At 57.1% G+C, this 21,268-nt stretch carries 16 protein-coding genes; 6 read left to right on the top strand and 10 right to left on the bottom strand.

Going from position 1 to position 21,268, the window contains the following annotated elements:
- Window positions 1-151 precede the first annotated feature (151 nt).
- The 4 genes from AWB76_RS41090 to AWB76_RS23795 all read right to left on the bottom strand — a co-directional run bounded on the left by AWB76_RS41090 (window position 152) and on the right by AWB76_RS23795 (window position 3,538).
- Window positions 152-385, bottom strand: coding sequence for a hypothetical protein (locus AWB76_RS41090; RefSeq protein ID WP_157696189.1), 234 nt, complete (start codon window positions 383-385; stop codon window positions 152-154).
- Between the two features lie 79 nt (window positions 386-464).
- A complete protein-coding gene (locus AWB76_RS23805; RefSeq protein WP_063936386.1) occupies window positions 465-2,381 on the bottom strand; it encodes a site-specific integrase in 1,917 nt (638 codons plus the stop codon).
- A gap of 181 nt (window positions 2,382-2,562) precedes the next feature.
- On the bottom strand, window positions 2,563-3,039 hold the full coding sequence (locus tag AWB76_RS23800; RefSeq protein WP_061162604.1) for an RES family NAD+ phosphorylase: 477 nt from the start codon (window positions 3,037-3,039) through the stop codon (window positions 2,563-2,565).
- Window positions 3,040-3,109: 70 nt separating this feature from the next.
- Window positions 3,110-3,538: an Xre family toxin-antitoxin system antitoxin gene (locus tag AWB76_RS23795; RefSeq protein ID WP_061162603.1), complete on the bottom strand. Its 429-nt coding sequence runs from the start codon at window positions 3,536-3,538 to the stop codon at window positions 3,110-3,112.
- A gap of 450 nt (window positions 3,539-3,988) precedes the next feature.
- Here AWB76_RS23795 and AWB76_RS23790 point away from each other — a divergent pair, with 450 nt between their 5' ends.
- The 5 genes from AWB76_RS23790 to AWB76_RS23770 all read left to right on the top strand — a co-directional run bounded on the left by AWB76_RS23790 (window position 3,989) and on the right by AWB76_RS23770 (window position 10,683).
- A complete protein-coding gene (locus AWB76_RS23790; protein WP_061162602.1) occupies window positions 3,989-4,582 on the top strand; it encodes a hypothetical protein in 594 nt (197 codons plus the stop codon).
- The gene (locus tag AWB76_RS23785) at window positions 4,579-5,265 is read left to right on the top strand and encodes an RES family NAD+ phosphorylase (protein ID WP_096031347.1); all 687 of its coding nucleotides are present in this window, start codon (window positions 4,579-4,581) and stop codon (window positions 5,263-5,265) included. The genes AWB76_RS23790 and AWB76_RS23785 overlap by 4 nt, the downstream gene beginning before the upstream one ends.
- 705 nt (window positions 5,266-5,970) lie before the next feature.
- Window positions 5,971-7,689 (top strand): SIR2 family protein, encoded by a 1,719-nt coding sequence (locus tag AWB76_RS23780; protein ID WP_061162601.1) that lies wholly within the window; start codon window positions 5,971-5,973, stop codon window positions 7,687-7,689.
- Complete coding sequence (locus AWB76_RS23775) at window positions 7,686-8,267, top strand: hypothetical protein (protein ID WP_061162600.1); 582 nt, start codon at window positions 7,686-7,688, stop codon at window positions 8,265-8,267. Before AWB76_RS23780 ends, AWB76_RS23775 begins: the two co-directional genes overlap by 4 nt.
- Window positions 8,254-10,683, top strand: coding sequence for an AAA family ATPase (locus AWB76_RS23770; RefSeq protein WP_063936393.1), 2,430 nt, complete (start codon window positions 8,254-8,256; stop codon window positions 10,681-10,683). Before AWB76_RS23775 ends, AWB76_RS23770 begins: the two co-directional genes overlap by 14 nt.
- Before the next feature lie 155 nt (window positions 10,684-10,838).
- On the opposite strand, the gene AWB76_RS41085 is transcribed toward AWB76_RS23770, so the two are convergent.
- Window positions 10,839-11,327: a hypothetical protein gene (locus tag AWB76_RS41085; RefSeq protein ID WP_157696188.1), complete on the bottom strand. Its 489-nt coding sequence runs from the start codon at window positions 11,325-11,327 to the stop codon at window positions 10,839-10,841.
- 296 nt (window positions 11,328-11,623) lie between these two features.
- Between AWB76_RS41085 and AWB76_RS23765 the strand changes: the two genes are divergently transcribed.
- Window positions 11,624-15,643: a DNA methyltransferase gene (locus tag AWB76_RS23765; protein ID WP_082864511.1), complete on the top strand. Its 4,020-nt coding sequence runs from the start codon at window positions 11,624-11,626 to the stop codon at window positions 15,641-15,643.
- 64 nt (window positions 15,644-15,707) lie between these two features.
- Here AWB76_RS23765 and AWB76_RS23760 read toward each other — a convergent pair whose 3' ends face one another.
- From AWB76_RS23760 to AWB76_RS23740, 5 genes are read right to left on the bottom strand one after another with little or no spacing between them, the layout of a single operon-like run.
- A complete protein-coding gene (locus tag AWB76_RS23760) occupies window positions 15,708-16,058 on the bottom strand; it encodes a hypothetical protein (RefSeq protein ID WP_157696187.1) in 351 nt (116 codons plus the stop codon).
- A gap of 5 nt (window positions 16,059-16,063) precedes the next feature.
- Window positions 16,064-18,025 (bottom strand): AAA family ATPase, encoded by a 1,962-nt coding sequence (locus AWB76_RS23755; RefSeq protein WP_061162596.1) that lies wholly within the window; start codon window positions 18,023-18,025, stop codon window positions 16,064-16,066.
- A 2-nt stretch (window positions 18,026-18,027) separates the two neighbouring features.
- Window positions 18,028-18,234, bottom strand: coding sequence for a hypothetical protein (locus AWB76_RS23750; protein WP_157696186.1), 207 nt, complete (start codon window positions 18,232-18,234; stop codon window positions 18,028-18,030).
- Window positions 18,227-20,368, bottom strand: a complete 2,142-nt coding sequence (locus AWB76_RS23745; RefSeq protein ID WP_063936385.1) for a DEAD/DEAH box helicase family protein — start codon at window positions 20,366-20,368, stop codon at window positions 18,227-18,229. Before AWB76_RS23745 ends, AWB76_RS23750 begins: the two co-directional genes overlap by 8 nt.
- A 6-nt stretch (window positions 20,369-20,374) precedes the next feature.
- Entirely contained in the window at window positions 20,375-21,211 is an 837-nt protein-coding gene (locus AWB76_RS23740) for a helix-turn-helix domain-containing protein (protein ID WP_063936384.1), read from the bottom strand.
- Between the last annotated feature and the right edge of the window lie 57 nt (window positions 21,212-21,268).

Below are 21,268 nucleotides of genomic sequence, written 5' to 3'. Positions count from 1 at the left end.
GGTAACTTTGACGCCCGGTAACGTCTGTCCCCTGAGCTGGAAACAGCGACGCGGTTTATTCGCAAAATACAGGCCTTGTCTGGCAAGGCTCGGCCTTCACTCATCAGCGCGCTCGAATCTTGCCGAGCCAAGTCCCTCCCGAAACCGGGAACTAGTCCGCATCGCCGAAAGTTTGCCCAACCAGCGACTGATGTTCAATCGTCTTGACGATGACGCGGCACATCAATGACACGTCGCCGCTATCCTTGCCATTCGCAATGGCAACAGCTTCGCTCATTGTCAAGGTGGCGATCAATGCATCTCGATGTTGTCCATCGCTGACTGTGAAATGAAACTCCATTTCGCCATTACGCGTGGAAAGTACATCGGTGATAGTGGCAGGCACGTTCGCTCCTTTTTATCGTTAGCGTTAACGAACGCCGAGAAAGAGTCCGAACGGCTCATCTGCGTCGCTTTGAGCTCGATCACGTTTCGTCATCGGCGTAGTATCGCGCGGCCGCCTCGAGCATCCGTCGCCGCTCTGCCCGTACATAAATCGACGTGGTCTGCAACGACGCGTGTCCGAGGATCGCCTGGACGACATCGGTCGGCATCTCGCGTGCAACGGCCCGTGTCCCAAATGTATGCCGAAAAGCATGCGCCGACGTGTTCGCCAGTTGCACCAGGTCGTCCGCGCTGAAGTCGGCCAGCGCAGCGGTCTGCGCGCTCAAGCGTTGCACCGCCGTGCGCACGAGCCGTCCTAAGGCGTCGACGGTGTACGGCACTTCTTCCGCGTTTACGTCGTGCCGATCAAGCGCGGCGCGCGTACCCGGAATCCACTGCGGCGCGATCAGCGATCCGTGAGCGCGCGGGGCGTCGAAGTCACGCCCCCGGTCGTCCCAGTGTGCCCGCAGGGCGCCGATCGTCGCCCCGCTGACCGGCACCGTGCGCTGCTTGCGACGCTTCCCAATGATGGTCAGTGTCCACACCGCCGGGTGTCCGCGGCCGGGGTCGATCGAACTCATTGGTGTCGATCGCGGCATCGTTCGCGACGGCGTTTGCGTGGTTATCGGCGGCGGTGCTTCCGGTGGCGAACCCGACGAAGGGCTGCGTGACGCTCGCCCCTCCTCGGGCACCTCAGCGATCCGCAGGTCTTCCCGACGCGCGAGCGCAACTTCCGCACGCCGCAACCCGGAATCGCCCATCAGAAGAACCGCCGCGCGCGCGGCGCGCCACTGCCGGAGCTCGTCATCGTCTTGCGGGCCTGTCCCACCGAAAGCTTCGCAAACCGCATCGAGCGCCTTGCGCACCTGAGCCCATAGTTTGGCCGGCAGCGCTCGGTGCACTTGCACCGACATTTCCCGCGTCACGGTCGCCGGTTCACGCACCGCACTCCACGGGTTCCCGGCCAGATAGCGAACCTCGACCAGCCACGCAAAGGCAGCTCGCAGCACGCGCACCGCGCACGCCTGACTGTCGCCCGACAAGCCCTCTTGCGTGAACGGGCGCCAGCGGCCGCTGGTGCGAGGTCGCTTGGGGCCCATGAAAGACGGCAACGGCGCCTTCAAGAAGTCTTTGTAGGCCTCGCAGTCCTCGACCGTGAGCGACGACAGCGCTTTTTGCCGAACCACGACGCTCCAGAGAATCAGTCGCTCGACCTCACGCGTGTAAGCTCGCAAGGTCGTCGGGCGATCGCGGTAGCGATGCAAGTACGCGTGCACGGCCGCCAGGTCATGGTCGGCGCGGATGAACGCAAAACTGCTCGCCCGATTTGGACCGCGGTGTATCCCATCCCCGCCTGACAACTCCGCGGGCACGGCAAGATATTCGAAGGGCGCCAGCTGCGGTTCCCCGGGATGGCCGCCGATCATTACGACGGCATCGCCGCTTTTGGGTCTGCTCGAATCCGCCGGCACCAACGACATCGTATCGACGTCCGCGGCGACCTTCACGCCGAGCGTTGTTTCATGCCGCCGCAGCCACGCGACAAGGGTTCTCGCGCGCAAGGCGCCGATGCGCGGCACCGACCGCCACCAGCTACCGCCGCGCGCATTGCAGTAGTCAACTAGCGCGCCGAGCGTGCCGATCCCCTCCCCGTTCAGGCGCTGCGCGATCAACGGCCGGAACCACAGATGCACCGGATGCGTCAGGTGCGGGACGGCTGCCGCCAGCGTCGACGCCTGCTCGACCATGCGCAAGGTCATCGCCGTGAGCTTCGCGCTGCCGTGCTGTTTGATCGACGCTCGTAGATGATCGGCTAGGACCGACGAGCCATGCAGGAGCGCGAGATGAACCAGGTCATCGCGCATGGTGCCCAAAAACCGCTCCATCGCCTCGGCACTGGCCGCGTGCGGCGAGCGCTCCGGATCGTAATAGAGCCGCGCGATGGTCGCCGCCGGCAAGCCGCTGCACGAAGGCGCGCAGCGCGGTGAAATCCGTGCGGGTGTAGATCCGCGGCAGCGGCAGGGTCAGCTGTTGCGGTTGATTGGCCATCGCGATGGGCTCTCGTTTAAGTCAAAGGGAAGCGAGTGGCTTCCAAACGTGTCCGAACAAGGCGAGTCATTGCAAGGACCGACGGTGAGCCTATTCGGGCGATGCGGCCGGCGCAGTCACGAACAGCCTCTGATCCCACACCACCGGCTGCGGCGCAGAGACCACCAGCCGTCCGGCATCCGGATGCGCTGGATTGACCACGGCATTGCATTCCGCCCGGGCCACCACCGATGGCACCACGAGAATGGCCGACCTTGCCTCGTCGAACCATTGGTCGCCCCAGCGGCGCGCGACCTGCGCATCGGGCGCGTCCCACCCGGGCGGCAGATCATCAATCTCCACGCGCTCGATAGACACGTCATCGGGCACATCGACCTCGACCCACACGTGGTGCTTGGGCACCTTGCCGATCCGCGCGTGCACCAGCACCTCGAGCATCGCCCCCGCGAAATTGAGCGCGCCGTAGATGACGGGACGCCCGGGACTGTTGAAGCGGCCACCGACCAGCATCGCGCCCGTCCCGCTCCAGACAGGATGGCGGCAGTCGGCAATCCGGAAAATGCGCATCAGGCACGCACCTCAACTCGAGTGCCAATCCTTGCTTCCATGTAATCCGCGGTGCCCTCTATATAGAGCGTCATGCGGGCAGCCCGTAGAACAATTTCCACAGCAGTTCTTCGACCCGTCGCGCACCGAGTTCGGTCAAGGCGACGTCGACCGGCGTACGTCCTTCGAGCAACGGATGCGCAGTGTTCAAGAATTCCCGCGCATCGGTCTCGTCGTCCCATACGTAGCGCGCGGTCGCCACGATGCGCGCGAGCCGCTCGGTCTTTTCCGACTCGTCCGGACTCAGCCTGTCGCGGCGTCGCTTGAAGGTCGCTTCCGGCACGATGCGCGCGAGCAGCGCGCGGCGCTCTTCGGCGCTGCGCGTCGCGTGCTCGACGCCTTCCTTCAAGGCCGACTTGGGCAAGCCTTCGCGCACTTGCACGTCGAGCTCCGCCACCGAGTGCGGGATGCGCGTGAGCGCCATCACCGCGGCAATCTGTTCGGGCGACACCAGCAGCATGGGACACCTCTGGGATAGGTCAGCGACTGATCGAGGATCATCTGGTTCATTTGATTCTTCATTATAGGCCAAATGATACTAATTCCCTAGTCGGAAGAGACGTTTCTGCTATCTTCTTCCAATAGGTTGGTTGGCAACTTTACATATATGAATCTATCAACTTTCCGGAAACTATTTACTTATTTGGATCGTTCGCGCTACCACGTGGTAGGGACGAACTTCTCTGACCTCTCGAATCAAGCTGCGGTCGAGACCCTCTGCTTGCCGACACGGATCGCCTGCAGTGTCGCAGGCTCGCGGGCTAGATAGATCGGAGAACACTTGCGTCGCCGCAGTCTGTTGTCCTTCGTCGCAGCAGGAACTCTGCACTGCGGCCGCACATTGCGTCAGCCTAACAAAGCGCGCATACTAGGTCATGAACGTCATGTATTTCATGACTGAGGAGGGAATATGAGAGCCACGAGCGGGATTTCGACCCGAGAATTGGCGGCGATCACGGCCCGAGCACTCGGCGCTGATGGGCGGCCCGAGGTGATCGATTACCTCACGGACGCGTTCGACAAAGTCGTTAATGGCGGCGTCGGGAACGATCCCCATTATGCGACTCAGTTGTTTTCGACGGGAACTGTGAATCCACTTGCGGCGGCCCGAGTTCGCGGCCGTCGGGTCGCCCTTGAAGAGTATCGAAATCCCGACAATCTGACGCTTCTGGACGCGCGCGACTACGCGGGGCGCAACGAACGCGCGATCAACGAAGACCGTCAAAAGGGAGCGTTGTACGCGCTGCTGCCGGCAGGTAAGGAGCGCGGTTTTCGTTATCCCAAATGGCAGTTCGACGCTGAAGGCTCACGACTGAGGGCAGTGCTCGAGCCGTTTGTGACTGCGAGAGTGAACTCATGGTCTATCCATTCGTTTATGCGCTCAAAGCGGGAGGAGTTGGATGGGCGCTCGCCGGCGGACGTCATACTCAATTCGAATGCATCTCTGGCTCGCGTTGTGGATCTGGCGCTCCAGGAAGTTGGCGGTGAACAGGGGGCGTCGTGATCGACGAGCTTCGCGAAGAATTACCTGATCCATGTCCCCTGCCCCCTCCCGGCTTTCGTACTGCCCGGATCCCTGTCCGAGAGATCGACCTCTCGGTGACGACACTGTTGCGAATCCACTGGCGACATCGTGAGCCGGTCTATTACAACCGTCGCTCGACTTCCTCCACGGTCTTTCGGTTCGATGCACCGAGCGACGAATACGGCGTTCTATATGCCGCGTCTTCCTTCGAAGCCTGCATGGCCGAAACGTTGATGCGTGGGCGTTTCCGCGATGTTGATGCCGGAATGCCGCACGTCATTGATGAGAAAGCCATCACGGATCGCTGCGTCGCTGTACTGGAAATGGAGATCGCACGCACCCTGCGTCTCGCAGATCTGACCCAACCTCTTTGGCAGTTCGGATTCGACACACAGGTTCTCTCGACGCCCGACTATTTTGCCCCGAATAGATGGAGTGCTGCCCTCCACGACAATGACGCAATGGTGGACGGCATCTATTTTCAGTCACGTTTCGCAAATTCGGTATCGGTCGCCCTCTTCGGCGATCGCGCAAGTCTGGTTCAACGAGGCACTTCCGTTCCACTCATCGATCATCCAGATCTTCCTGCGTTCCTTGACCGCTTCAATATCGGCATTGCTGACCCAAGCGGTGCAAACTGGCAGGCAGAAGAAGCCTCGTGACCGCGCCGCTGCGCACGTGTCCTCACGTTGAGGAAATTCCACGGCGAAGCCAACCACACTGCGTACCCGCCCCGAAGATGCTGGCGTATCGCGAGCCGGATTTCGGCCTTTGCGGACGCTCGCCGATAGGCGGCGACATGCCAGCTTCAGGTAAGTCAGCAGCCATTCACAGACCGGAGCCAGCGAGTCGTTCGCCTCCCTGTCACTGAATGATTCCTGCCGGGCGAAATAGACGGTCCGCGATCGGCGAGGCGGCCATTCAACGCAACCTGAGCACCTCCATCCGCTGGTTGGGATTTGCCTTTAATCGAGGCAATGTCCGACAGCTCCATGGATGGAGATAAGGGCACTCAGGTGTCAGCCCGAAATGAGATCGCGTTCCCATTGCATTTTGCAGTACGCGGTCGGAGCCATCGTTACATCCCGTTGGTCGGATCGTCATCGACGTGAACTTTTGCAACCTCCGCGACGCTCCATTCCCGAATCGTCCCTGATCGTTGTCGTCCTCCCGGACGCGTTGCGCATTGCCCCCCGCCGCTCTCCCGTTATAAAAAAGCGGATTGCCGGACTTCACCGACTCCATCTAGAATACTGCCGCGATACTACTGGACAAAAAACTTTCAGGCTGATGTTCCAGCAATGACCTCTCTGCTGCGGCGAAGGAGGTCACTATTGTCAGCACTCCAACGACCGAGAGAAGGTTTAATGCCTCACGCTCCACACGCTGCCGACATAACGATCCAGCAGACGCTGGACATGCTTGATGGCCCGTTTAAGGCACTCGCGTCTGGCGTGGCCGAAGATCGATATGTATTCTGGCTCGGCTCCGGAATTTCCTTAGGGCGGGTGCCCGGGCTTCGCGCGGTTGTGCCCAAAGTGCTTGAGTTCCTGCGAGCGAAAATTGATCATGCAGCCGCCGCGTGCCGCTTCAAGACCGCACTGAATGATGCGCTTGCGTGCGCGACCCTCTCCGCCGATGAATGGGCACGAGTCGACTTTGACCATCCGTTTGCTGGATGGCAGGACGCTGAGGCTATTACTAGCCGCCTCATCAACAATTACGCGCGTTTGCTCGATGTGAATGTTGAGGGCGAGGCAGCCGATTACCTACTCTGGGAAGCCGTTAGCGTCGCAGAAACCTTTGCAGACCCCCGGCTCGAACCTGATGTCGAGCATCTGTGCATCGCATTGTTGATGCAGGAAGGCGTCGTGTCAGAAATCGCCACCGCAAACTGGGATGGCCTGATTGAACGCGCGGCGACCGAACTCACTGCGGGCCATCCTTCAATTGTCGTATGCGTGCGTCCGGAGAATCTTCGAGAGGCTCAGCAGCGCGCAGCTTTATACAAGTTTCACGGATGCGCAATTAAGGCGACCGAAGACGAAGCGGGTTACCGACCATTTCTGATCGCACGGCAATCCCAAATTAACGGATGGGCAGCCAAACTTGAAAACGCTGCGATCGTTAACAAACTTGCTGACATCATTGTCCGCAAACCCACGCTGATGATGGGCTTGTCTGCTCAAGATGCAAATATTCAGGCGCTGTTTGCAAAGGCCGCGGCGACCATGGAGTGGCCGTGGCCCAACGATCCGCCAGGTTTCGTGTTTTCGGAAGACCGGCTTGGTGCTGATCAGTTGGGCATGCTTCAGAACGTTTACCCCACAGCATATACGCCAGCGACGCGACAGCAAATACTGAACACGTCGCTCATCAGGGCATATGCAAAGCCGCTTCTCGTTGCGCTGACACTTCACATTCTGTGCTCAAAAGTACGTGCACTCGTCGAACTGGCGACGGGAGCGCTCGCTCCGGCCGATCGGAAAGAATTGCAGGCTGGCGTCATAGCCATCCGAAACACGGTCGCGTCGCAGGCAGACGGCGACCGCCTCATATTCTTACGGGGATTGATGATGAGGTTAAGCCGGATCACCCGCCTCTTCAGAGACGGACGGGAAGCGGAAGGGCCTTGGCGCTACAATCCAGTCACTTCATCGCCGCTCCATCGAATCGCCGCGGACCCGGTGCTTCTGTCGTCTGGGCTACCTGAAGCCGCAGTGGTTACCGGCCTTCTTGGCATCGGTATGCGAGATGGACTTTGGACGTTAAGTGATGCCGATCCCGCCGACCCAACATCGGGGATGGCCAAGATCAACTCTGCAGGAACTTTGACGAAGCTTGTTCTCGTTACAAACAGCCACGCTGCACTGCGCCTACGGCACAATGGTCATCTCGTGGATGGCGACAACGTTGCCGTCGTTCATAGTGCGGAAATTGCACCCAGCCTGGCGCGCTCTCCTCGACGCCCTCCGAGCCGGACTGGCAGGCTTGCCAAGCGGGAGGTCAGCGTTAGCGACCTCCTCAGCAGAGGAACCGGCTCGGAGGAGTTATTGCAGAACTTTCGTCGCGAGCTCGCAATATGACGATTTCCTCTTCCGTAGCACGCATCTGTCAGTTACTGGAAACTGCGGGTTACAAGCGACTGCCAAGTCCCTTAACAATCGGTGGTCTGTCGTTTGATATTCCCGCGGCCTTTGTTGGTGCAATACCGTCCCCTGACCTCGTTCTCATCGCTGATACCGGATCGGAATCGAGCCAGCATATCTTGCACAACGTTGAAGGTGTTGGCCGAATGCTTGACGTCATGAAGTCACGCAGGCCGGTTACCACCGTTCTTGCTGGCGTTAGGCCTGATAGTGAAACTTTCGATGCGTTCGCAAGGGTTTGTCGAGTGTTGACTGTAGGGACGCTGCCCGACGGTGATTGTGAGCCCACCTTGCGGAACTGGTTAGCCGTGTTACTTCCATTGAACGTTCCCGAGCCAAATCAGGATCTCGCGAATCCGTTGAACGAAATCACTAACCACTTGGACGGGCTAGCTCCGTCGATCAGCGAACTGGTGAAGACGGCCGCCGCCGGCCCGGATACCGTCCAATCGCAGCTACACGCGATTCTCAACAATACGTTAGCGAACGATGAAGGCAGCGATGACCCAGCTTAGCACCATTACTGTCACTGACTTTCGAAGCATCCGGGGATCAGTCACCATTCCATTGGATGCGCCGGTAGTTCTAATCCACGGCCAGAACGGTTCGGGCAAAACCAGCCTGCTTTCCGCGATTGAGCTCGGTTTAACAGGTCATGTGCCGTCACTTGCCCGTGCCGATCGTGACTACATAAGCCACCTCGTCCACAAATTCGCCTCGAACGGGCGAATCGTTCTCGAAGGAACACAAATTCGAGAGGGCCGCCTTCGCACGCAGATTGACGTTGCAAAGCACGAAGTTTCCGGAGACGCGCTTCTTTCGCCGATCGCCGCTCGGTTTTATAGCGAACGATGCTTTCTCGCACAGGCCACATTAAGTCGCTTGCTGGAGCTTTATGAGGATAAAGACACGCGAAAAAGCGATTCACCGCTAACGAAGTTTGTGAAGGATCTGCTGGGCCTCGATCACCTTGACGCGTTGATTGACGGGCTTTACGACGCGGGCGATGTACGCCGCTTTCGCTCCACGGTTCCACTGTATTGGGAAACGCGGGAAAACATTCCTGCATTACAGAAGGAAGTAGACCGACACCAGAAGGAAATCACGGAGATAGTTGGTATGGAAGCCGATGTCGCCAAGCGTGTTGCGGAGCGACTGAAAGCGCTTGATCTTGAGCCTGCCCTCACGGACGATCTGCCCGCGTTACTGACACATCTTGCAGGCTCACCAGAAGAATCTCAACTTCAGCGCTTCGCCGGTCTACGTCGCGAGATCGTAGTCGTACGTCAACAATGGCGATCGACTCAATCCGTTGCTTCCGTTCAACCGCGCACAGCTGCCGAACAGCAAAATGCAGCAGCAGCATCCGCACTTGCTGTATGGCGCACAAGCACCGGAAAGGTTATCGAGTATACGCTAGCCGATACGATGTCGCTTTTTCCGGATATGTCACCATCGGCTTCCGCGGGTCCTCAAGACAATGTCACGGCAGCAATGCAGCGTGTAGCCGCAGAACTTAACCGCTGTTCAACGCTTCTTTCGCGCGCGGTCGACGACGACAAACGGCTGGAGTCGATCGATCGTGACATCGAAGGGGCAAAGAAACAAGCGGCGGAGCTTGAAAAGCAGGTACTTGCTCAGATTGCCGGAGCCGGCCAACTCGCCAAGGCGTTAAGCGATGTTCTTCCCCACATCCATACTGACGATTGCCCGGTGTGCGGCAGGGACTTTCGCGAAGTTTCGGAAGCTCCGTTGCGTGTACACGTGTCGGCGCAAATCACTGCTCTCAACGAAGGCGCTGTACGACTGCAAGCCCTGTCGCAAGAGCGCGCGACCGTCGCCGGCCGCCAGGCCGTAGCCGAACGCGAACGTGGCGTAATCGTCAGTCGCAAATTGCAACCAGACGCACGAAATGCGCTAAAGGCTCGCGAAACTCGTCTCAAAGAGTTGAATCAGACGCTGGCGGGACTGGAAAATGCAGCGGCAGAGGGGCAGCGCCTCATGACCGCAGCAGCCACTGCATCGCGAAATCTCACTGAGTTGCATGCTGCCGACCAACGCATTACGAATATTCGAGAGACCGTGACATCGTTTGCTCACGGTCTTCCGGTTGAGCCACTGGGCTCTGGTGAAGCACTTGACGCGGCCCTTGATCGCCTCGAATCCTTTAGCAACGTTCAAGAACGAGCGTTGGCCCGGAGACAATCCGCTCGTCGTGAAGCGACTGCCGACGTGAAAGAGCTGGCAACCTTAAAAACGCGCCGAACATCAATCGAAAAGTCGGTTGAGGAAATCACGGAGCGCATTGCAAAACTGTCAGGACGCAAGGATGCCGCTGATTTAATCATCGCTGATGCGCGCGAACTTGCGAAGCGGGCGCGCGATGCGAGGACAGATATAGTTCGTCGTGTGTTCAACGATGAGCTAAATGCCATGTGGCGTGACCTCTTTGTTCGGCTGGCCCCGGAAGAACCCTTCGTTCCCGCCTTCGCGCTTCCCCAAAACAGCAACGGCCCGGTGGAGGCCATTCTGGAAACCCACCATCGTTCCGGCGAAAAAGGCGGTAATCCGCGCGCGATGCTCAGTTCAGGCAACTTGAATACGGCTGCGCTGACATTGTTTCTAGCGCTACATCTATCGGTGGCCCCGACCTTGCCGTGGCTCGTAATTGACGATCCGGTTCAAAGCATGGACGAGGTCCATATCGCACAATTCGCCGCTTTGCTTCGGACGCTTTCTAAGGTTCACAAACGCAAGGTGATTATTGCGGTTCACGAAAAGCCACTCTTTGACTACCTCGCATTGGAGCTTAGCCCCGCCTTCCCTACGGATAAACTAATCACCGTTGAACTCAGTAGGACCGCTACGGGCAACACCAAAGCTAACTGCCAATCACATTTTTGGCACACTGACACCGCCATCGCAGCATAGTAGACGATTGTCAAGGACCGCAAGCGAACCTTTGAAATCGGCCGAGTCCCGCCGTATCTCCAATCTGCGCGCTTCGGCCACCGCAGACATCGATGGCTCGGCGTCGCGCCGACCCATCTGACCGATCCGCCTCTGGCAGCGGTCATTCCCGACGGTCAGTCGGGCAGCGACCAGCGGCGAGTTCTATGACGGGTCCACAAGGGGCGCAACAACGGCATTCGCACGAGACTAAAAAAGTAGGTCCCGCCAAACTGAATCAAGGTCTGCAAGTATTCGCTTTGTTCGGTGAAGCTGCCGCACGAACTGCGACGCCTGAACGTCCGCAAAGGCCGAGCCGCCAGCATCTGTTTTGAGGCGGGCATTGACCATGCCGCGCCATCCGCTTGAACCGCACCGCGTGGATTGGTGATTGAGCGGTCTGTGGCGCTGCCATACCGCCATTTGAGGTAACCCGGGCGAACAGTTTCAAAACTTCCATCGGAAACAGCAGCGCGGATACAGCTGGTCATAACGACGGCGGAAACATCGACAGCGGCGTGCTGCGTCGTCGCTGACGAGCGGCAAATCCGGATCAGCGCATCGCAGAGACCTATCGGCATTGCGTCCGCAGCCAATTGCCGACCGCCGCGGCCTTTCAGTTGCAAGCTAAATAGTTGCCAATGCAGGATGGCGTCGCCGTTAACTTAGATTCGTCCGTAACTTTTCGCGAGCTCGCCGGCCAGTTCGGGCAGTGCTTCCCTCCCAGACGGATTTTGGGCCCGTTCGCCGTGATGCACGGCACACCACTCGCTGGGCAAGTCACGCTGGGGGGAGCGCCGCCACTGGAGTCCGGTTCGGTTGTCAGACAGGCGAACGTGCACCGACCTGGCCTGAAGTCTCCCCCAAGTTCGGGTGGCTCAAGTAAAATGCGTGTTCACACAGTCCGTGAACACATAAGAATATGCCAAAGTCCCGGCCTAGCCAGCTATCGATTTTTGAAAATCATCCCGCAGACAACGATTCGACGGCGTTTGTGTCGTCGAGTAACGCTTGCGGACGCCTTCTGCGTGAGCGCCGCCAGGAGAAAGGGCTTTCCCTGACGTCCCTTGCTGAAACAATCGGCATCGCCAAGTCGCATCTCAGCATGCTCGAGAGTGGACAGAGGCAACCAACGGACGAGCAATTTGATTCCTTGTCAGTCGTCCTCGAAGTTCCTGCCGACCTCCTTCGTGTTACTGCCGGACGCTTGCCACCAGACGTTGCGAACGCTGTTCCGGGGAAGGCGGACGCGATCGTTTCCGTGATCCGACGCGAGGATTCAGGAGCGAAAGTAACCTTCCCACGACACCTTTCGGAAGCCTTCAAGAAGAGCATCCAGATGCAGGCGGGTGACGCTCCGCCTGCTGCTATTGGTCCATACCTCGAACACGTTCGAGCTGGCAAGAATTCTCAAGCATATCGGGCCCATAGCTACCACACGAAAGTACCGCCAGAGGCGATTGACAAGCTGATCCGGCACCATACCAAGGAAGGACATGTAGTGGCCGATCCGTTCTGCGGAAGCGGAATGACTGGTGTAGCGTCGATTCTTGCCGGGCGAAACGCAGTTCTCAGTGACTTGTCGCCTGCAGCAGTACATATCGCACAGAATTACGTGACGCCATGCGATCCCGAAGCCTTTCTAAAGGCTGCGGCACGAGTCATTGATCGCGTACGTCCTACTTTGAGTTGGCTTTACGAGACGGGCACCACCGACGCTCGTACTCGCGTCGAGTACACCGTTTGGAGTGACATATTCGAATGTCGTCACTGTGGTGGCGCAATCACGTACTGGGAGGGAGCTCGAGACTCGGAGTCTGGCGCAGTTTTGGATGCCGTTACCTGTCCAGCATGTCGTAGGTCAAGTCAGAAACGAGAGCTCCGCTGGATTGGTGAGCGTCCCGTGGAAACCAATGCAAAGGGACCGACGTCAAGGGGAGCTCATCCGCCAACGAGCGCTGAACTCGAACTAATCGAGCGAGCTAGCGCGGGCGAAGTCCTCTACTGGATCCCGCAGATACCGTTCACGGCTGATCGTGAGATGTGGCGTGCTGGTCACGCCGCGCAGGGCGTCACTTCCGTTGCTGACTTTTACACCAAGCGCAATCTGCACGCACTTGGCGCGATACGTCACACCATCCAGGAGGAAAAGGATGACCGACTTCGTTCGGCTCTCCTCTTCGCGTTTACCGGCATGGTCAACCGGGCGTCTAAAAGGTACCAATGGAACGTAAAGCGTCCAACAAATGTCATGACGGGCACGCTTTACATCTCCTCCCTACGCTATGAGTGGAACGTAGGCAGCCTATTCGAGCGTAAGGTTCGTGATGTCGCAAGGTATTTCAAACACCTAGGCACCCCCACGGGACGGGCCGAAGTCGTTCGATCATCAGCGACCGAACTGTGTCATCTGCCGGACAGTTCCATTGACTATGTCTTCATGGATCCTCCGTTTGGATCAAATATTTTCTATGCAGATAGCAGCCTCCTTTGGGATGCTTGGCTTGGCACATTGACCGATGAGCGTGAGGAAATAGTAGTAAATAAGCATCGTTCAACGAGCGAAGGCGGGAAGACCATCTCAGACTATCAGCGCCTTATGACGACCGCCTTCCAAGAAGTCGCAAGAATTCTTAAGCCCAGCGCGTACGCAACGCTGCAGTTTAATAATTCCAGCGATGAAGTATGGTGTGCGATTCAGGACGCGCTTAGCGATGCAGGCCTCGAAGTCCGACATGCTATTGGATTAGACAAAATTCACCCGTCCATCAAGGGTGTGAAGGGACGTCAAGCAAAGGAAAACGTCGCGTCGTTGGACGCCCTTATCGAGCTACGGCGCCGGCCAGCTATAACAAGGAAGGTGGTTCGCAACTTGAACTCGGACCAGATGATCGTTTCCGCGTTAGTGGAATTTTCGCACGCGCAGAAAGAGTCGTTCACGACGGACCAAGCATTCTCTTTCCTCGTCCGTTCTTCACTTAAAGATGGCAACTCTCTAAATGGTCTATCTCTTCAATCGGTGAAGGAACTTTGCGCTCGGCTGTTCGACGCGAGCGGGTCTATGTGGCGGCAGCCTTCTCGCGCCGTAATAGCGAATAAGGTCATTTCTCGAAACTTTGACGTAATCGATTCACCGTTCGGGTGTGCGGTCGAACGACACTTGGCTGGTCACTCATACTTAGCCAAACTAGTTGATCTCGAGCGGCCCGCCCCAGACGCAAGCGGTGATCCGCCAAACGTTGTCTCTGGGCAACGCAACACGGCGCTGTATAACGCTCATAGCTATCACACAAAGGTGCCACCCGAGGCCATCATTCCGTTCATCAAGCACTTCACTCGCCCTGGCGACGTTGTGCTGGACCCATTCTGTGGAACTGGTATGACCGGTGTCGCCGCGCAACTCTCAGGACGGCGCGCTGTATTGAACGACTTATCGGTAGCGGCGGCACATTTAGCGTACAACCACACTCGCCCTTGCGACCCCAGGGCACTGCAAGATGCATTTGATAAGATCGCGGCTGATCTTGACGCTGAGTTTCGAGAAATCTATGCCTGTACGGATGGAGGCGGTCGTGGATACATTCAATACACGCTTTGGAGTCGCGATGCGATTTGCCCGCACTGCCAAGAGCAGTTCTCGATCTGGGAGTCGATTGATCGCCAGACCGGTCGAATGCCGTCGACACTCACTTGCCCCCGTTGTGGCGAGGGTACTGCAAAACAAGCGTTGAAGTACGCGGGAAACAGGCCTGTCCTTTTGAACTATCAGCGGGCTAATGGCCAACGAGTCGAACGTGCGCCCACACCTGAAGATGTTTCAATCATTGAGCAGCAGGCGAAGCATGCACCTACCTCTTGGTATCCGAGTGTCGAGGTTGATCCGACGCGGGAAATGTATATTCGTTCGGCACTCCACCTGCAAGGCGTCAAGCGTGTCGCAGACTTCTACATGCCTCGCAATCTTCGCGCGTTATCGTCACTCTGGAATCGAATTCAACAGGTAAGCGATGAACGGGTTCGGTCCGCCCTGTTGTTCGCATTTACTAACACGGCATGGCATGGAACGCGAATGCGTCGGTTCAATGCCCGAGGAGGACAGCGACCGCTCACCGGCACGCTGTATATTCCTCAGCTATCGTCGGAAGCAAACGTTCTTTCGATAATGCGAAACAAGATCCGGCAGCTTCGCTCTTATTACGAGAGCTTGGGAACGCCAAGTGAACTTTTGCCTGCGATTCGGCTGGGATCGGCCACCAAGCTTTCAGACATTCCGAACGACAGCGTGGATTACGTATTTACAGATCCGCCTTTCGGTTCGAATCTGTTTTATGCAGACTGCAATCTCATCTGGGAGTCATGGCTTGGTGGCTTAACCCGCCAACAAGAAGAGGCTGTCGTTAACCGATCTCGCGATCAATCCAAAGGTGGAAAGACAGTTGGCGACTATGAGTCGCTGATGACGCAATCAATGCGCGAGATATTCCGTGTACTGAAGCCAGGCGCCTGGGCGACACTTGTCTTCCATAGCACCGACCCCGCTGTCTGGAGAGCAATTCAGTCGGCCGCTGAAGCTGCGGGATTTCAGATTGAAGACGCCGGCGCGTTGGATCGAAAGCAGCAGAGCCACAAGGGCTACAAGGGACGCTCTGAGAAGGAGGATGTTGCCCACTTCGACGTTATCATGTCGATGCGAAAGAGAATCACTGGCGCAATGAGGAACCAGCGATCTAAGGAGGATGCCAACGTGGAACAGCTCGTTCTTGAAGCTTTCCATGCATTGTCGCCCAAGTTGCGGACGGTGCAGCGAGTTCACTCAGAGGTGATTCAGCGCCTCGCAAGACACGGCCTCGGGCTCGACGTTGTATCTTTCGATGATGTAAAAAAGCACATGCCACGATCAACCTCTGGATCGCCGAAAACTCGAGATGCGCTGAATAGTTGAGACATCTTCGGAAGGCGCTGATGTGATAGTAGCGCCTTCCGTATCATTGCCGCGAAAGAACTGGTTACGCCTGGTTGAAGATCGTATCGTAGAGGTCGTCACCGTCGCCGAGTGTGTCGCTGAGGCGTCTAATCCCCTCATTCATCAAGTACTCGGCCAACCGATATGGCTCCAAGCTGGCCGGGAAAAACGCTTCCAATAAAGAGCGAAGTGAACCATCTGAATCCACGCTGCCGACGTTCCACTTGGTGTCTGCTCCGTCTGAGACACCAGCTGGCAGGCCCAGCTTTATTGCATATGCCATTGCAAACTTTGCTGCATCTAGTTCGGAGCCAAATCGTCCCGCAGCGACTAGCGCATTCAGCGCGGCTGCGTTGGTCTTACTGATCCCGATCGTTTTCTTGTCAACGGACATTATCTTCAATCCTTTCTAGGGGCCAACTCAGTGTGTCTAGCCGATATTCGTTCGAGTCTCCATTCGCCCCGAAGCTTGCTCTTGAGTTCATCTCTCGCTAGGTCAGGGGGAAGCTCGTCTTCGTAGACAAGAAGAACCACCTGTTTCGCCATGGTCGGAAGCGCACGCACGATATTTCTTGTATGTCCACGATCTAAACGCCCGAACGGTGAGTCGATGATAATCGGACCTCGTAACGGAGCATTGTTCTGAAGTGAACCCATTAAACACAACGCGACAACATGTTCCGCACCAGCAGAACGAACCGGAATGTCGGAGCCATCTTGGTGAACGATCGTCAAACCATAGCTGTCGTTGATGCGTAATCCCGCATATTCGGGCTCTGTCGTTAGAGCCTTGAAGTGACGGGTGGCATCGGCTTCAACCCGCTGCCGCAACTGCTCCCGGTATGCGCCGACGGCATCGTCGAAAAGCCGGTGCAGATCAGAGTAAAGCTCCCTGCGCCGCCGTTCGCCTGCAAGGTTTCCGCCGCTCAACTTATCAAGCCTTTTTTGAATGTTTTCAGCATCAGACTTGTTTTGATCTAGCAAGTCTCGCGTTCGAGTAACCCCTTTCTCAAGGACGTCGATGTGACGAATGGTGTTCTCGAAGTCCGTCTTGGTTTTTCGGAGTGATTCCTCATCGACGCTTTCAAGTTGCTTCGCAATCTCGTCCCGCTCGCCCTTCTTGGAGGCATAGTCAACCGCTGCTTCTTCAACAGCATCCCAATGGAACTTGAGAATATCAGTCCGCGAAGCTCCGGAATATTGCTCCAAAGCAGCTAGCTTTCGCCGTATCGACTGCAGTTCTCGCTCTTTTTCCTGCCGCTCGTCAGCATTCGTTGCATGGATGCTCGATTCGATACGTTTCCGGGCTTCCGGCGACACCTGCTGCAGGCAAGCAGGACACTCCGAGCCTGCGTTAGCGTGCAAGCTGGCAAGCACGTCCGCGCGTAGCAACTCGGTTTGACGCGCTGCTTCCAATTCACGGAGCGACTTCTTGGCGCCTTGAATCGGCTCGGCCAGCAGTGAACACCATGCTCCGGACATTGCCTGCTGGAGCTCCGTCTCCTTCGCCGCTCGACGAATTGCGATCTCCTTCATTAAACGGTCGAGGGTGTCGCGTTTGTCGAGCAATGCGGCCAATCTCTCTTTCTTCTTCATCGCCTCTTCGAGCGAGGCTTTTAGCGATCTGGCATCTTCCAAGTCATGCTCAAGGCGTTGAAGATCATCGTTCAATACGTCTCGCTGAGCGTGCAAATCTGCGAGCTGGTTTCCGAACTCTCGAGTCTTCTGGTCCCCCTGAGCCGCAGTGGCTTCCCGATGCTCAGATTTCTCCTTGAGGCGGATCAACGAAGCACGAGCGGACGTCAGAACTGGAACCCCGAGAATCCGCTCAATGGCCTCGCTGATACGGCGTCCCATATCGGTTTCGCTGCTTAGAAGATCTTCGTACTCTTGTAGAAGTTCGCCATCAAAGAGGAAGAAGCGGGATATCTGCTCGGGGAGAATACGTTTCAACTCCGCTTCGGCTTGGTGAGGGCCGAGAACGCTGCCGTTCTTCTCCAGATAGTAGTCAACCACATAGTCTTCATCTTCGCTTGGCAAAGTCGTCCCGCTTCTAGGCCGACAGGAACGTGTCAACTTATAGACTTGCTGATCATCTTCAAAATCAAGCTGTACCTGAAATCCGAACCTTCCAAGCGCAGCTTGCTCCCAATTCCCGACTTTGTGAAGGGGAAGCGCCTTTGTGCCGCGCCCGATTACCTTTCCGAAGAATGCGAATCGAATAGCATTCAGCAGGGAGGTTTTTCCACGCATATTCTCCCCGTAAACGACGGTCACGCCTTCCTTGGATGCGAGGTTGACAGTTTGATGGCCCTTGAAGGGGCCAAAGTTCTCGATGTGCAGAGCCGTAAGATGCAGCATGATCAAACTCCCGTTTCGAGACAGCGCTCCACTGCCTGTTCGACGCCGCGCGTGAGCTCACTATCTCCAGCGCCGCCGTCCGCGTGCAAGCGCAGGATCTCTCGAACGACTTTAGCGTCGAGCGTCGGAAACTTGTCGCGCCTTAGGCGCTCTACTGTGTCGAGCAGCGATTGGAATTGGTCATCGCCAGCGTGTGAAAAACTAGTCATGGAACTCCTTGTTATCATCATCGTCCTCAGTGCCTACATCGATGATTTTTGTCCAATCAATGCCGTGGTCGATTGCCAAGCGATGAAGATCTGTAATGCATCCTGGGTTTATAGCGTGAGTGCCGAATTCGATGGCGCGAGCAAGTTCACCCTCCAAAATCGCAAGCGCCGGAGGTACATCAGGATCGAAGAGTGGAGTAACCAGCACATCGTAGACGTGGGAAACTGACTTCATCGACGATTTTCTTAGCACGCGTCCGCGTCGTTGGATGAACTCTCTCGGATTCTTGGATGAAGCTAGTATTAGTGCGTGCGACACCGCAGGAATGTCAACACCTTCATCTAGGCAACGGATTGAGACAACAATCCCGCCTTGTGCCTCGAATAAATCAAGCGTTCGACGAGGATCGCCGGTCATGGCGCTGTGATACTCAAAAATGTCGGTACAGCCGGCAGATCGAAGTGCGTCGCGAACGGCGGCAAGTTGAACTTGATCATCACAGTACACAATCCAGTGCTGCCCCCGTTTGTAGGCCGATTTAACTATTGAGACAGCCGCAGGCGGTTTCTGTTTCGCGCTCTTAATAATTCGTGCTCGGCGAATAAGTAGCATCTTCAGGCGTGACTCCACGTCGGCATCCGCGCCCTTCATGCTCATCGACCGAGCTACGATTTTTCGAATCTCGTTGGTAAGTCCATTCCAATCTTGCTGCTCGTCTGCTTCCAGTCGAACACGTTGGATGTTGTACGAGTAGGGGGTCAGTGTTCCCGCTTTGATGGCGTCGGTGAGGGTGAATGGCGGCGGTACTACACCTTCGAAGTAGTCGAATATCGCAGCCGTTCCGATTGGATCGCCTGATCGGATCGGGGTCGCACTCAGTCCGAGACGAGCACCGGTGTCCACCTCAAGAAACATGCGTGCTTCTGGGGCACCGAGCCTGTGTACTTCGTCGGCGACCACGAAGAGATGGGATCCGCCACGGCATGCCTGGACGAAGTCGGGCGAGGATGCAGTTTGGATGGTCGCGAGTACGAGCCGCGGGGCTCCGGAACCGGACCGTGTCCACGATCTGAGTCGCCCGTCCTTCTTCCAGTCTGAGTGTCCGCCTCCGCAAACCAAAAGCCGAAGACCAAGTGAGCCGAATGTTGCACGAAGTTCTGTAGCCCATTGGCGAAGCAAAAGGTCACTCGGAACGAGTACTACGACAACTTCGCCTTTCGAGAACGAGTCTTTGATTGCGCAGAGGGCGGTGAACGTTTTCCCTGATCCGGTGGCGTGTTCGAATATACCTCGACGACCACGCGACTTCCATGCATCAAGTGCTGCAATCTGATGAGGGCGAGGCACACGTCCATTGGGCTTTGCCTCAGGTGACCAACCTGCGGCAGCCCGGATCTCCACGCATATCTCGTCAACAAGCTCGCGCCAGTGCTCAGGATCCGATGCCGCTACCAGTGCATCGCGTGCGACCGCCGGCAGAGGTACAGTTGTGACGCCCGGAAATTGATTCTTCCAAAGCCTGACGAAGTAGGACTGTTCGTCAGCTACCCGAGCCTGTTCACGTTCGCCGGCCCAACTCAGGAAAACGTCGACGGATTCTAAATTGCCATCCAGAGCGAGACCGGGCCAGGTCTCGTTCATTGACCCTTTGAATGCAACAGCATTGCCAGAGGTGTCTTCGAATATACCTAGCTTATCGTGGAAAAGGCGCCTAGGCTTACCTCCTGCGATGTCACCCACCCACGCGACACAAATATCAACGACATTGAGCGCAACGAGTGACGCCAGGACTTTGGCAGGCTTCACGGTGCCGGGCGTCGCTAAGAGTCGGTTGAATTCTTCCCTGAGAAGGCGACCTTGAGCTTCGTCATCGCGCGCAGCATAACCCTCAGCCATGGCGCTAACGTCGTCACTAGTAAGAACGGGCGAGCAAATCAATCTGATCTTGCCACCGCTGTCAACGAACGCACGCAAGCTGGGCCATGCCAGTGCATAAATTGCGCTGCTGAAGTAACCGACCGCACGGTCGTAGGTTATCGCAGCCGCCATGCAGGGCAGATAGAACGCGCGGGCGATGTCATCCTCAGGTTTGTGGTATGCCTGTTTTAGCTGGAGATCTGCAAATGTGGTCACGTTCTACTACTCCCGCAGCAGACGTTCGCGTGTGAGCTCCATCCGACGGACCATTGCCATCCCGAGACTGCGCGGCTTGACAGCTAGTACTATTTCGATAGTAGGACGCCCACTTAGCGGTCGGAGCTGGCGCTCCTGTGTCGCCAACTTACCTGCCGACGCTTGAATGATGGTCTCCGTTTTCACCTGGACATTTCTTGACCAAGCAAAGTCGGCGTATAACCCCGCGTCCCACAGGACATAGACATCCTCTTCCGCTGCGTAGCCGATCAGCAAAGCAATGCGTCCATCCCCGTTGTCAAATGATCCGCGATGGCCGCGGCGCTGGCCAGGGACGATCAACTGCACTTTGTGTTCACCGAGCGGGCGACCACCTGGCGGACGGGTAGCGTTGTACATATATACGCGAACTCTCTGGGGCAACGGAGGCGCGAGATCCATTTCGAAGGGCTTTGCGTCCCAAGGCGAGTGGGATCTCACATTCGACGACCCAAGAGCACGGACCAGGCGACGGTGCAGTTCCTCCTGAGGCACGCGCTCCGTTAAGTCCTCCACAGCCCGCCCCAGGTCGCTATCGTGAGCCGGCTCTTCTACCGTCGGAAGGACTAAAAGGTCCTCCGGCGGGACCGATCCCAAGATAGGCGATTCAACAGCAGCAAACAGTGGCGGTGTCAAGCCGGCCTTCCGTGAGAGCCAAGCCTCAAAGTCACTTCGTCGCACCCGCCACTGCCCCCGGATCTTGAACGCCGGTAGGTCGCCGTCACTTGCCATGGCGTAGACCGTTTTTTCGGCAAGCTTCAGTTCGCTTGCGATCTCACGGATTGTTATTACCGGGTCACTCATGAAGAACCTCTTGTTCAGCTTCCAGTATGCGGCGCTATTCTCCAGCGGATTCTACAG

The sequence above is a fragment of the Caballeronia temeraria genome (assembly GCF_001544795.2).
Lineage (GTDB): Bacteria > Pseudomonadota > Gammaproteobacteria > Burkholderiales > Burkholderiaceae > Caballeronia > Caballeronia temeraria.
The sequence above is the reverse complement of the archived record's forward strand: the minus strand, read 5'-3'. Positions and strand labels throughout refer to the sequence as shown.

Coding starts and splice junctions, on each gene's coding strand:
- AWB76_RS23800 (WP_061162604.1), bottom strand. CDS start 3,039: ATGCGCATTTTCCGGATTGCCGACTGCCGCCATCCTGTCTGGAGCGGG.
- AWB76_RS23795 (WP_061162603.1), bottom strand. CDS start 3,538: ATGCTGCTGGTGTCGCCCGAACAGATTGCCGCGGTGATGGCGCTCACG.
- AWB76_RS23790 (WP_061162602.1), top strand. CDS start 3,989: ATGAGAGCCACGAGCGGGATTTCGACCCGAGAATTGGCGGCGATCACG.
- AWB76_RS23780 (WP_061162601.1), top strand. CDS start 5,971: ATGCCTCACGCTCCACACGCTGCCGACATAACGATCCAGCAGACGCTG.
- AWB76_RS23775 (WP_061162600.1), top strand. CDS start 7,686: ATGACGATTTCCTCTTCCGTAGCACGCATCTGTCAGTTACTGGAAACT.
- AWB76_RS23770 (WP_063936393.1), top strand. CDS start 8,254: ATGACCCAGCTTAGCACCATTACTGTCACTGACTTTCGAAGCATCCGG.
- AWB76_RS23765 (WP_082864511.1), top strand. CDS start 11,624: ATGCCAAAGTCCCGGCCTAGCCAGCTATCGATTTTTGAAAATCATCCC.
- AWB76_RS23760 (WP_157696187.1), bottom strand. CDS start 16,058: ATGTCCGTTGACAAGAAAACGATCGGGATCAGTAAGACCAACGCAGCC.
- AWB76_RS23755 (WP_061162596.1), bottom strand. CDS start 18,025: ATGCTGCATCTTACGGCTCTGCACATCGAGAACTTTGGCCCCTTCAAG.
- AWB76_RS23750 (WP_157696186.1), bottom strand. CDS start 18,234: ATGACTAGTTTTTCACACGCTGGCGATGACCAATTCCAATCGCTGCTC.
- AWB76_RS23740 (WP_063936384.1), bottom strand. CDS start 21,211: ATGAGTGACCCGGTAATAACAATCCGTGAGATCGCAAGCGAACTGAAG.